An 11446-nucleotide genomic window follows, 5' to 3' on the forward strand; every position below is an offset into this window, starting at 1 on the left:
CGCCCAGCGGTGCACCTCATCAACCGTGACGTCCCCACCCATGCCCACTTCAACGAGCAGCCAGACCAACCGTCACACCAACTGCGGCTGCAGTATTAGCCCCTCCTCAAGGAATCCGCCATGTACAACAAGACCCACTACACCCACAGGGTCGCCGCAAGCGTCGGCGTTGTTGCTCTTGGGGCAGTATTCACGGCCCTTGGATCGAGCCAAGTCAGCTCCGCCGCAGAACGACCCGTGGCTCCTTTCGTAACCGAAGTGCAGGGCACGTCGATCTTGGTCTCGGCAGCGGACGATACGGCGATCCTGGGAAGGGACACCGAGTCCCTCGACGGGCTTGAGATCGCACCGTCGGCGCCGAAGGCGTGGACCCCATCCGACACGTCTCTGGGGAGCGACGAGTTCAACTACTTGGTGACCGTGCAGTTCACGAACAAGGGTGACAAGAGCGTCGACCTTGGAGATGTCATGACAGAGGTCAACACGGACGGCGGCGCGACCCACAACATCATCGACTCGGCCAACGACGTGGGTATGTCATTGGACGCTGGCCGGCTGGCCCCGGGGCAGACCTCCACCCTCAAGTACGGCTTCAGTTCCGAGTCGAAGCCGTCCTATGTCAACTTCGACTTCAAGATGTTTCTGGGAGACGACACCGCGGAGTTCACCTACGAGTGGTGATCGACACGACTCGGCATCGTGTGCGGCGGTGACCCGCGTCGGCAAAGCCACTGGGACACCCGTTGTCCCGCCTCGGGAAGCCTTCAGCGGAGAGATGCGAGCGGCGGGTCACCAAGGTGATCAGGATGCCCGAGCTGCGCGCTTCACTGCGCTGGGGAAGGTGTTCGTCGAATCGGATATTTCTGCGAACCCTCATGATCCAAACAAGGCGCTATTTCAACAGTTCGCCCGGGGCAGACAGGAAAGATCCCGCAACGACTGGTGCCGAGCGGCAGAAGATGTCAACGTACAACGCTCCGCCAGAGTACCTACCCCCGAGCCCACGGAGGCGCCCCTGTACCCGCACCACCCCAACGACCCCCTCCACCTTGACTCGCAGGAGCCGTTGTACTGGGTAACCCCGCGCCACTTGGCCGGTGACGACAACGCTCTCGCCGAGCAGATCGGGACCACCCTGACCGGCCTCGGCTGGCGCATGTGGCCCACCTCCCGCAACACCTTGTTGTACGTCAGCCCGGACGAGCTGTGCGGGGCCGAGTGGGTCCTCGCCGCCTACCCGTTCGAACTGGGCGGACTGCCCGTGGCCTGGCAACTGAGTGCCCGCCCACATGCCGACTCCGTGATGACGGAGTGGAACGCCTACTTCACCACCGGTATCCCGTACGAGGCGCTCATCGACCTCCTCATGGCGATCGACGCCCGCGAGGTACCCGACATCGGCGTCGAAGGGCCCGAGACCGTTCTGAGCGCGCTCGGTGCCCAAGGCTGGGTCCGTGACCCGGACAGCCCCCACACCACCGCCATGGACCCCGGGTTCTCCGCCACCGTCTCCCTGGGGCTGCAGCCGCCGCTTGTTCAGGACGCCGATCCGCGCCCTGATTTGATGGGGTGGCAGGCGTGGGCGGAACCTGTTCTCGGCGCTCCGTATCTGTGGTGCGCCAGCTTCAGCGCCAGCGTCCCTCATGACCTGGTCGCCGCCTTCGCCTCCTCGCTGGCCTCGCCAGCCGTGGTGTCCCGCCGGACCCTGCCCAAGGACGCCGAGGGCCGACTCATGGTCGTCCGTCGCGGCTGACGACCCGCGCTCCAGGAGTGGCTGTTGTGCTGCTCCTCGCCGAGCGTCGATTTTCCCTGAGCGGACCGTTCCCCGAACTCGCCGGATGGCAGAGAAGGAGACCTGTATGTTCCGAATATTCCGGCGACGTGCTCGCGCCGACCGTGAGTTCCGTGATGCTCAGCGTGCGGGCCAGGCGCTGCTGCAGATGCACACCGAAGTGCCCTGGCCCGATGCGCTCGGCTCGGTCTCCGCTGCCGCCCAGGAGGCGACGGAGGCTGTGCTGGGCTCTGACTTCCTGCCGCCGGAATTTCGGGCCCCGTCCCGCCAGGATGTCGCCGGGTTCATGATGCGCTGGGACCAGCCGCTCGTCATCGACGGAGAGGTACGCGAGTGTCACGCGTGCGGCGCATACCGGAATTGGGTTGTCCTCTGCATGCGCGACGACTCGGTGTGGCTGCGGTGCCGTGCCGGCCACACGGCGAGGGAGCCGGGGCTGGACGCGGCCTGGTACAACCGCCACTCCGGTCCGGCCGACCACTGGCATCCCACCCTTGAGGACGGCCTGCGCCATCTCGGCCATTGACTCCCACGAAACCCCCTGCCTCCTTCCCCTCCACATCGCCGGCCCCGGAGAGCCGGGTTGGTCAGACCGTTCACTCCGCACCAACATGGGGGTCCCACATGCGTTTTCCCACCACGACCGCGCTCTGCATGGGTACTGCGTCCGTCCTGGTCCTGGCGGCCTGCTCCAGCGGCAGCACCCGCGCCACGGACCCGACGTCTTCCGCCTCCGCTTCCGGACGTCACGAAGGCAGCAATGGTTCGGCTGCCGTGCCGTTGTCCTCAGCCGCGCTGGCCAAGCGGCTTCTGGACGAGAGCGACCTGGGCGAGGGCTATGCCCGCAAGGCGGAGCAGCCCAGCCGGCACGATGACGTCACCGTGACCGGCTGTCCCGCGCTGGGTGAACTCGGCGGCGACGCTGCGGTCGGCGGCAGCCTCGACTTCCCGCGCCGGGCGAAGGTCTCCTTCACCTACGCGAGCGGTACCGGCTCGGAGGTCTCCGAGGAGTTGTACAGCGGTACCGCGGCCGCACTCTCCGGCGGTGTCGGCCGGATCTTCGAGGCGATGACCACCTGCCCCCGCTACCAGGTGCTCGTCGGCAGCACGGCCGTCACGGTCACGGCTCAGAAGGTGTCCGCTCCGTGGTTGGGTGAGGAGCGGTGGAGTTTGCTGCTCACCCTCACCTCTGGCGGGCGGAGCAGCTTCGTCAAGCAGACGGCCGTCCGCACCGGGACGGTAGTCGTCGTGCTCTCCGGTAGCCCCAGCCTGGTCGATGTTCACTTGGACGAGGCGGTGGCCAAGGCCACGGCCGTCAGGCATACGGGGTGACGCGGCGGGATCGGCCGGTTCGGACTGTGCCGTAGGCCCCGAAGCGAAGGCCGGTTCCTACAGCGCCAGATCCCCGCCCTGGTCGCGGAGGCGCCTGCCCTTCCTCACAGTGTGAGCCCCGTGACCTGGACGGACTTCACTTCCCTCGCCCCTGGCGGCCGGAGCCGAAAAGGCCGGCCGCCAGGGGCGTCGTCGTGTCAGGCCAGGGCGGTCAGGTTCTGGACGCGGGAGCGGACTTGGGGTGTGAGGCCGTCGAGGACGTCCCGGCTGTAGGGGGTGTCGGGCCGGGCGGCGAGGTCTTCGATCGCGGCCCAGTTCTCGGCGACCACCCGGAGAGCCTGCTGTGCTTGCTGGATGGTGTTCCGCCGGCAAACGAGGAATTCTTCGGCGCGCTGGTGGGCCTGTTCCCAGGTGACGTCTCCCCGCTCGACGAGCTGGGCCAGGGGCGGGGCATGTTCTCCGTCAGCGAGGCGGAGAGCGTCCGCGTGCTGCACGGACTGCCGGAGGTGTTCTTCGTGCTGGCGCTGGTCGAGTGCGGCCGTGGCGTCGTCGAGGGTGAGGAGGCCCTCGTTGATCTGTTCGGCGAGGTCGGGGGCGTGCTCGCGCAAGCGATTGTGCTGGGCCTGGATCTCAGCGACACGGGCCTGGTCTTCGCGGACGATGCTGTAGGCGGTATCGAGGCTGAGGGTGCCGATGCGGACCTGCTCGGCGAGGTGGGGGTTGTGCTTGAGGACCGTGGCCGCGTTGGACAGGCGGGTCAGGCTGACGCTGTGGACCTTGGCCTGATGGCGCAGGGAGTGTTCCGAAAAGAAACGGGCCATTGCGACGATCATGGCCTGCTGGCCTTTGCTGATGTGCCGGCGGCGCAGGTTGTGGGTGAGTATCAGCCCCTCGGGGTCGCTGCCGGTGTAGGTGGTGAAGCGCGGCTCGACGTCGGCGATCTCGCAGGCGGCCAGACGGTTGCGGCCGTCCAGCAGGACACCGTCCGGGGTCAGGACGATGGCCTCGTGCTGGCCCTCGGCCTTGATGGACTCGGCCAGATCGTGCAACTCGTCGGCGCTGAGCATCGGGAACATGCCGGCGGTGGGGTGGGTCTGGATGATGTGCTCCCTGTCGGGTGGGGTGTTGGTGGGGCGCCGTAGATGTCCTGCGGCGCTGTCAGACCGGGGTCAGGGCTGTGTGGCGGTTGGTGTTCACCGCGTCCGGTGAGTGGGAGATGGCGGTGGCGCGGACGCGGCGGGTGTCGCCGCGGTGGCCCGCGCTGTGGACCGGACGCCGAAGACGTGGGGGCTGCGGGTTCGTGCGGCTTGCGCACGGGCGCCGGGAGGGTGTCGGTCGCCGAGGCGCTGGATGCGCCAGACGAGAACCTCGGATGCCGACTTGGCGTCGCTCATGGAACGTTGCCGGGCAGCCTGTTCGAGGACGGTAGCGGGATTGTGGCCAGCGGCTTCCGCAGCGGCTAGGGCGGCGGTGAGCGCGGGCCAGGCGGCCTCGGTGAGGATCTGTCCGGCATGAGAGGGCAGGACCTCGTGCAGGGTGCGGGCGTACCGGTGGACGGTGCTGTCGGAGGGGCGGTGCCCGGCGAGTACGGCGAGGCTGGTGGGGGCGATCTGGTCGTAGACGGCCTGGAGATGGATGAGCGTTTGCCGGGCGGCGGCCACCTGCCGGTCGTGGTGGCGTAGCGCGCTGCGGCGCTGGGCTGCGAGGACGACGAGGATGGCGGCGTCCAGGAGCATGGCCAGGCCGGTGCGGTCCGCGGGCTGGTAGCGCATGGCTTTCAGAGCGCCGCGCAGGGCGCGGGCGTGCTGGTGGTCGGCGCGGGCACGGGTGTGGGCGGCGTGCTCGAAGGCGACGGCGGCGCGCTGGAGTTCGGCCTTGAGGTGGACGGGGGCGTGGGCGGGCAGGGCGTAGAGGACCTCGCTGAAGACGGTCAGGTGGGCCTGGGCAGCGCTGTCGTCGGCGTGATCGAGGTGGTGGGGGATACGTTCCGCGGCGGCGGTGGCCTGGTGCCACGGGCTGCGCCGGTAGTGGCTGGCTGGTGAGGCTGTGGTGGCGGTGTGTGCTTCGGTGGCGGCCAGGCGCTGCTGGATCTGCGGGAGGGACAGGTCGGTGGCGAGGCTGGAGCCGGAGTACCAGACTGGCTCACCGTCGGTGTTGGTGTGGTCGGACATGGCGACCTTGTAGCCGCCGACGTCGCCGGAGGGCAGCGTGCGCGTTTCGACCTGAAGGCCGGCGTCGGCGAGCAGGTTGAAGAACTCCTCCAGATCCTTCGCGTGGGAGAGCGCGGTGCGCACGGTGTGCCGCAGCTGCGCGCGCGCCGTCGTGGGGTGACCCAGCCGCTTGGCCTTCTCCTGCTCGGCGCGAGTGGGGCGCTTCGCCGCTGCAGTGCCGGCGGCTGCTTCGGGACCGCGCGCAACCCGGGTCAGGCCGAAGCCCTTCTCGATCTGGGTGAGTTCGGCCATGGCGCGGCGGTAGTCGTTCCAGTTCCGCGGAGGGCGCAGATCGCCGCGGACTTTGGTGGCGACGATGTGGATGTGGTCGTCCGCGTGGCGCACGGCAACCCACCGGCAGCCGTCCGGATCACCGTGCGGTGCGATGCCGGTCGCATGGACCATGCGCTTGGCGATCGTCGCCCACTCGGCATCGGTCAGGATGCGGTCCTCGGGCGCGGCGCGCACCGAGCAGTGCCACACATGCCCCTCGGGTGCCTTGTCTCCGGCCTGCTCGACCCGCAGATCCAGCGCCCTGGTGAGCTGGGCGAGCCGCTGCTTGTGCCCGGGGCTGTCCCACGGGCCGGGGTCAGCAATGAAGTCGTCCCAGGACGCGACGATGTGCTGGTCGGTGTGTTCGTTGGCACTGCCCTTGTCGAAGAGGTACACCAGCACGCCGCGGGTGTGGCTGCCCGGCTTGACGATGTTCGCGATCAACTCGGGCCGCCCGTCTTCTGCCGGGCTGCCCGGAAGGCTGCGTCGTCGATCGCCCGGACCGTGTCGTGGGCGGTGGCGAGCAGGCGTTCCGCCCGCTGCAGGATCGCGGTGTCCACAGGGTGTGGATCGCCGCCCGAGTTGAGGCGGCGGGCGATCTGGTTGACGTTGTTGCCGATCCGGGCGATCTGCGCCCGCTGGGCGGCGAGCTCGTCGACCGCATCGTCGTAGACCGTGCGAGAAGCGGCGACGGTGATCTCACCGCGGACCCGGGCCATGGTGGCGTCGGCGATGTAGCGCGCCATGGTCACGTGCTCGGCTTTCGCCGCCGACTGGATGTCGTGCTTCTCATGCGGTGCGAAGCGGGCGGTGACGTGCTCGGAACGCTGCGCGTCGAGGTTCGCGCGGCGGTACGGCGTACGCGGCTTGGCCCCCTTGACGAGAGCGGTCGGCCGATCGGCGGCGCTCACCCCCTCCTGCTCCGGCACGCCCTCGTGCCGGAGCTGCTCCTCCGCCACCCCCGGGGCGGAGGTGTTCGCGATGGACCGGCCTATGGACGGTCCATCGCTATTGCTTGCTGCGCGTGTGACGGGAGTGGTGACCATCTGCTCTTGGGCGATGGGGAGTTCGGGGTACTGGTCGCGTATGACGGGATGTCCTTGTGTCGGGGTTGCGGGGGTGGTGGGTTCAGGCGGCGTGCGATTGCGTGTTGAGCTCGGCGAACTGCTCGGCGGCGAGGTCGAGCAGCGCCACCAGGCGCCGCTCCGGGAGGCGAGCTGCGGAGGCCAGGACGTCGTCGATGCGCGGGTCGAGCGTGCTCACGGCATCCAGTCCGGCGGCGCGGGCGACAACTAGGCGCAGCTCGGCCTCAAGCCAAGCCCACTGCTCGATGGCCGGCACCGGGGTGTCGTCATCGATCTGGCCCAGGGGGCCGATCCTGAGTCGGCTCAGGTAGTGGCCGCCGCCAGAGAGGATGTCGGGAAGGGAGATCTCGTCCTGGGCCATCCATCGTCCGTGTTCCAGCAGCGTGAGGATGGCGCAGCGCAGCAGGGTCATCTCGTCGCGCCCAGGCGCGGTGCAGATGGGGCAGGACCAGTCATGGCAGTCCCAGGCGGGCGTGGTCGAGCGGGGCATGGCGGAACGGCCTTTCAGCGATGTGTGGTTAGCGGTGCGGGGGAGAGTTCAGAGGGGGTGGCCGGTACGGGCTGAGCCCTGGTGCTCGGCCTTGACCGCGTTGACGATGCTCTGGGCCAGGTCGGTGCCGACCTGGTGGCCGTCGGCACGGACGGCTGCCTTGAGGGAGTCACGCGAGAGGCGACCCGTCTTGCGGTAGATGCGCTCCGCGTACGCGATGAGGGCATCCCGTGGCAGGTCGGGCTTGCGACCCGGGCGTATCGGCTCCGGCTTCTCGCCAGGCTCGGCATCCGCGTCTCTGCCCGTACTCACCTCCGCGGCTGCATCTGTAGCGGGTTGAGGGCGGCCGATGGATTCCGGGCGGTCCGACCGGTGTACGCCTTCCTCGCCCGGATTCGCTACGGCTTCCGGGCGCTCGGGCCTTGCCCGCTTAGCCGCGCCAGTGCGGAGCTGGCTGACTCGGTCTCCGGGCGTCTCCCACCGTTCGGGCAGCGGGAGCGAGGCCAACCGCGTGGCCTGCTGTCGGGTCCCGAGTTTTCGCAGCAGCAGCTCGTCCTGGCGGAGATCACCGTCGACGTCGGCCCTCTCCAGCGCTTCGTGCAGGCGCCGAGTCGCACGCCGGGCACGTCCCTTGTTGCGCTTCGCTTCGGGCATCGCCTCGATGCGGAGGATCAACGTGACAGCCCGGCTCAGGGCGCGTTCGCGGATGAGTCGTGCGGCATCGGCGTCCTGGTCGTGGATGCCCAGGCGTGCCAGCAGTCGCTCGCGTGCCTGTCGGCCGAGGATTGCGAGCAGGCTGCGTGAGGCGGCCTCGGGGGCGTGGTGGCGGAGCTCGATTCCCATGGCCAGGTGCCAGAGGACTGCGGCCATGACCGGGCCGATCAGGGCGCGGACCGTGCCGCCGACGGGACCGGACTCGGCGTAGGCGGGGATGATCTGGCCTCCGGTGATCACCCACACCAGTACGCCAGGCGGTCCCGGCGCCTGCCTGGGGCCCTTCAGGTTCTGGCGTGCCATCAACGCCATTGCGAACAAGGCCAGTTCAGCGATGGCGAACATGAAGGCGCGCTCGACGGTGCTGCCCATGCCGAGGTAGTCGGCGGCGAAGCGCCAGCTGGTGTCCGCGCTGTAGGCGGTGCAGCCGATCGCGGCGACAGCGGCGACCCGGACGGCGGCGCTGCTACGCCGCTTTCCGTCGCCTAGCTTGCGGGCGCGTGGCCACAGCCATCGCGTGACCAGCGCGAGGGTGATGAGCAGGGTCGCGATGGCCGCAGGCACAGGGATCCAGTGCGGCAGGACGGGCATGCCAATGATTTCGGCGCTGATGAGCGTGGTGGTGCCAGGTGTCATGCAGAGGCTCTCCATGGGGCCTGCGCGTTCGAGGGCAGGCGGAAGCGAGGGCGGGCGAAGCGGTGGGGAGGAAGCGCGATCCGTCAGGCGGCGGGTGCGGTGCGGCGTCGGTCGGGGCCGGTGAGGATGACCCGCTCGGTCATCTCGGCGAGACGGGAGGCGACGCGGTCGCCGAGCGCGATGCGCAGCTCGGCGGTCGGGAGGTTGGTGGTGATGAGGGTGGGGAGCATGTGCTCGTACCGGTGGTTGATCAGCCGGTAGGTCAGCTCCTCGGTCCACTCGCTGGTCTTGGCCGCGCCGAGGTCGTCCAGGAGTAGCAGCGGGCTGCGGGACAGCGTCTGGAGCTCGCGTTCGCCGTCGTGGCCGGCGCGGGGGCGGAGCCGCGCGTGGAGGTCGGCGGACGTGGTGGCCTCCCAGCGCAGGCGGACGCCTCGGGTGAGGAGGGCGCGTACGGCGCCGTATGCCTGGTAGGTCTTGCCGGTGCCGGTGGGGCCGGCGATCAGCAGCGAGGGGCCCTCGGCGATGCCGGGTCCGGTCGGGCCGGGGCGTCCGGCGCGGGCGATCTGGTCGGCCCAGGTGGTGATCTGGGGGTGGTCGGCCAGGGCGCGGCGGTAGCGGGCGGGGATGCGGGCGTCGGCGAGTTCCAGGGCGGTGACGGTCTCGGGCGCCGGCTCCTGGGTGGCAGCGGCGGGGTCGATGCCGCGGTTGGCGAGGATCGTGTTGAGCCGGTCGGCGAGCGGGCCGACGCGCTGGGGTGCGCGGGTGAGGGTGGCGGTCAGAGTTCATCTCCGTAGGCGACGACGACGTCGGTGGGGTTCGTCCATGCCCGGTGGGACGCGGGAGTGGCGGGGGAGTTGGCGTTCATGACCTCGTGGACGAGGCTGGGCAGGACGCTCGGGGACAGCCCCTTGGCCCGGTGGCGTTCGAGGGCGGCCCGGAGATGGGCGGGGGCGATGCCCTCGTCGAGAAGCTTGCGCACCTGTCCGCCGAGATGGTTCAGGAAGGCGTCCGGCGGGCGGTGGTTGCACGCCGCGATGTACTCGCCGAGGAGCTGCTTGGCCGAGACGGTGTCGGGCGCGTGGGCGCTTGCGCCCCCCGAAGGGGTATCTCCTAGATCCATGGTCCTAGGTCCTAGATCCGGGCAGTGAGGGTTCACCGAATGCTCTGGGAGTCCTCCATGAGCCCTCACAGAGGACTCCAGGAATCCGTCCTGAACTGCGGCTTCGCGAGCGGCGCCCGGATTCACTGCGGGCTCGCGTATTTCCCTTGCGTCGTCGCGGAGGGCTCCGTGAGGCGGCAGTGAGGGCTCCGTGAATCCGGACTCGGCTGCGCTCGGCATGACTCCGGTCGGAGTGTCGTGATGCGGGCACGCGGGGAGGCGGCTCTTGCTGGGCCGGTTGATCTTCTGATGGAGGCCCCAGGTGACGATGTGCAGGTACCGCTTGTGATCCGGCGCCTTGTAGCGGCAGATCAGCCCAGCGTCGGAGAGCTGCGCGAGGTCCGTCTCGACATCGGACGGGGTGTGCTCCGGGCGCAGGACCCACAGCTGTCCGGCGATGATCGCGGCGTGGTCGCGGTGCCGGCCCTGGTCGTCGGCCTGGGTGAGCAGGCCGAAGAAGGTGCGCTCGGCGGTCAGGGAGACGGCGGCCAAGGATTCGGAGACGAAGGCTTCGGGCTTGATGGTGCGGATTCGTGCCAAGTGCGGGGCGGTCCTCACTCGGTGGCCTGTGCGTGGACAGCACGGCTCACCGTCGGTCGGGGCGGGGGACGTTGGCGCGGACGCGCGCCGGGAAGCGATTGCGTTTCCGGGGGTGTCGTCAACATAGCCACACCCCCGTCGCGCAAGTCCAGCCCTATCCGGCGCAATCTCTCACGGCAGAAAGGCTGCGAGAAATGGGGCTGGGTGGCGGGCGGGAGGAAAACCGTAAGGCACGATCCGCTGTTGACCAAATAGTTGCCCGGATCGCAGAGCCAGAAGCATCACATCGGCAAGCCGTTGACGCGCCGCCAGCAGGGAAGCTACAACACAACACCCCACGTCAGAGCAATGATCGACACCCCGCTCCAAGCCGTTCCCGGTCCCTCGGAAACCGCTTCGCGGCGAACCGCGCGAGCGCAACATAGCCGACGATCGCCGGTTACCAAAACCGGCGATTGGACCTTTCAATTGGAGTCATGCCCCCACGCTCATTGGAAGTCGGACCCGCTGGAATACAGGCGGCCCGCACCATCGGAATCCTCCGCACCGAACGAGGCTTGTCACAAAGGCAGTTGGCCAGCCGAGTGACCGCCCTCGGCCACCCGATGTCCAACACCATGCTGTCCCGCATCGAACGCGCCCAACGACGATGTGATGCCGACGACCTCGTCGTGATCGCCGAAGCCCTCCTCGTCTCGCCTCTCGTGCTGCTGCAGAGGCCGACCGCCACGTGACGAGGCCCGCTCAGCACCGCTGGCCTAGCACGCCCCCACCCAGTAAGGACCCGCCCTTCTTGCACCACTCCGACATACCCCCTGCCCTCGTACGACGCCTTCCCGGCACCGAGGGCGGAGCCCCCTTGCCTCGTCTCTACCGCCCCGAAGAAATCGCCGAAGCCCTCGGCTGCTCCGCCTGGTGGGTCAAGGACCGGGCCCGACGCGGACTCATCCCGCACACCCGCGTCGGCCGCGCCTACCGCTTCACCGGCGCGCACCTCGCCGAGATCGTGCGCCTCCACGAAGAGCGCCCGAAGCGATCCGTCAGCAGCGCGCCGGCGAGTCGGGCAGCGACAAGCGCTCCCTCGCGAACTCGTGCCGCCCGGCCTCCTGAGCCGACCACGGCCCCGACGCCAGGGCGTCTGCGGGCCCGACCGCCGCGCCGCACCCAGTACGGGACCGTCGCGTAGCGCGCCCGCGCCCAGTCACAAGCCGAGAG

Annotated in this window: 13 protein-coding genes; 6 read left to right on the forward strand and 7 right to left on the reverse strand. The window is 69.2% G+C overall.

Annotated features, from left to right (window positions below; genetic code table 11):
* Positions 1-120 precede the first annotated feature (120 nt).
* The 4 genes from ACWD4G_RS37390 to ACWD4G_RS37405 all read left to right on the forward strand — a co-directional run bounded on the left by ACWD4G_RS37390 (position 121) and on the right by ACWD4G_RS37405 (position 3124).
* On the forward strand, positions 121-681 hold the full coding sequence (locus ACWD4G_RS37390) for a hypothetical protein (RefSeq protein WP_451301654.1): 561 nt from the start codon (positions 121-123) through the stop codon (positions 679-681).
* A 385-nt stretch (positions 682-1066) separates the two neighbouring features.
* A complete protein-coding gene (locus ACWD4G_RS37395) occupies positions 1067-1753 on the forward strand; it encodes a DUF317 domain-containing protein (RefSeq protein ID WP_451301656.1) in 687 nt (228 codons plus the stop codon).
* 106 nt (positions 1754-1859) lie between these two features.
* The gene (locus ACWD4G_RS37400) at positions 1860-2318 is read left to right on the forward strand and encodes a hypothetical protein (protein ID WP_451301658.1); all 459 of its coding nucleotides are present in this window, start codon (positions 1860-1862) and stop codon (positions 2316-2318) included.
* 98 nt (positions 2319-2416) lie between these two features.
* Positions 2417-3124, forward strand: coding sequence for a hypothetical protein (locus ACWD4G_RS37405; protein WP_451301660.1), 708 nt, complete (start codon positions 2417-2419; stop codon positions 3122-3124).
* Positions 3125-3321: 197 nt separating this feature from the next.
* On the opposite strand, the gene ACWD4G_RS37410 is transcribed toward ACWD4G_RS37405, so the two are convergent.
* The 7 genes from ACWD4G_RS37410 to ACWD4G_RS37440 all read right to left on the reverse strand — a co-directional run bounded on the left by ACWD4G_RS37410 (position 3322) and on the right by ACWD4G_RS37440 (position 10231).
* Positions 3322-4200 carry a plasmid replication/partition related protein gene (locus tag ACWD4G_RS37410; protein WP_451301662.1) on the reverse strand — a complete coding sequence of 293 codons (879 nt, stop codon included), beginning with the start codon at positions 4198-4200 and terminating at the stop codon, positions 3322-3324.
* Positions 4201-4317: 117 nt separating this feature from the next.
* Positions 4318-6051 carry a relaxase/mobilization nuclease domain-containing protein gene (locus tag ACWD4G_RS37415; protein WP_451301664.1) on the reverse strand — a complete coding sequence of 578 codons (1734 nt, stop codon included), beginning with the start codon at positions 6049-6051 and terminating at the stop codon, positions 4318-4320.
* Entirely contained in the window at positions 6048-6566 is a 519-nt protein-coding gene (locus ACWD4G_RS37420) for a MobC family plasmid mobilization relaxosome protein (protein WP_451301666.1), read from the reverse strand. The genes ACWD4G_RS37415 and ACWD4G_RS37420 overlap by 4 nt, the downstream gene beginning before the upstream one ends.
* A 169-nt stretch (positions 6567-6735) precedes the next feature.
* Positions 6736-7104, reverse strand: a complete 369-nt coding sequence (locus ACWD4G_RS37425; RefSeq protein WP_451301668.1) for a hypothetical protein — start codon at positions 7102-7104, stop codon at positions 6736-6738.
* Between the two features lie 126 nt (positions 7105-7230).
* Entirely contained in the window at positions 7231-8532 is a 1302-nt protein-coding gene (locus ACWD4G_RS37430) for a hypothetical protein (RefSeq protein WP_451301670.1), read from the reverse strand.
* 83 nt (positions 8533-8615) lie between these two features.
* Positions 8616-9311 carry an ATP-binding protein gene (locus ACWD4G_RS37435; protein ID WP_407624058.1) on the reverse strand — a complete coding sequence of 232 codons (696 nt, stop codon included), beginning with the start codon at positions 9309-9311 and terminating at the stop codon, positions 8616-8618.
* Positions 9308-10231, reverse strand: coding sequence for a hypothetical protein (locus ACWD4G_RS37440; protein ID WP_451301672.1), 924 nt, complete (start codon positions 10229-10231; stop codon positions 9308-9310). Before ACWD4G_RS37440 ends, ACWD4G_RS37435 begins: the two co-directional genes overlap by 4 nt.
* A 572-nt stretch (positions 10232-10803) precedes the next feature.
* Between ACWD4G_RS37440 and ACWD4G_RS37445 the strand changes: the two genes are divergently transcribed.
* On the forward strand, positions 10804-10965 hold the full coding sequence (locus ACWD4G_RS37445) for a helix-turn-helix domain-containing protein (RefSeq protein ID WP_451301674.1): 162 nt from the start codon (positions 10804-10806) through the stop codon (positions 10963-10965).
* 59 nt (positions 10966-11024) lie between these two features.
* Positions 11025-11417: a helix-turn-helix domain-containing protein gene (locus tag ACWD4G_RS37450; protein ID WP_451301676.1), complete on the forward strand. Its 393-nt coding sequence runs from the start codon at positions 11025-11027 to the stop codon at positions 11415-11417.
* Positions 11418-11446 lie beyond the last annotated feature (29 nt).

The organism is Streptomyces sp. NPDC002643, from assembly GCF_053592555.1.